This is a genomic window from Kitasatospora sp. MBT63 (assembly GCF_000710465.2).
Classification (GTDB): Bacteria; Actinomycetota; Actinomycetes; order Streptomycetales; family Streptomycetaceae; genus Kitasatospora.
This window is the reverse complement of sequence record NZ_JAIZ01000820.1, coordinates 1-282: the sequence shown is the minus strand read 5'-3', so window position 1 is coordinate 282 and position 282 is coordinate 1. Positions and strand designations below refer to the sequence as shown.

General features: G+C 69.1%; 1 pseudogene. It reads right to left on the bottom strand.

What is annotated here, in order from left to right:
- Positions 1-282 (bottom strand): annotated as a pseudogene (locus AA75_RS43255) (hypothetical protein); the annotation flags it as partial.

The following is a 282-nucleotide window of genomic DNA, read 5'->3' as shown; positions in this document are numbered from 1 at the left end:
TACGGTGTCGAAGGCCTCGCCCGCCATGCCGGCGGTGAGGGTGGTGCCGTCGGCCGGGTCGATCAGCAGGAACGATCCGGTCCGGCGGTTGGTGCGGTAGTCGTCGAGGGCCAGCGGCTCGGCGGTGCGCAGTACGACGTGGCCGATGTCGTTGACGTGGAGTCCGTCGGTGCCGGTGCGCTGCTCCAGCGAGTCGATGTCGATCCGGTAGGTGATCTCCTTGACCAGTGCGCGCACCGTGCGGGTGGTGTGCTTGAGCAGGACCTTGTCGCCGGCGCGCAG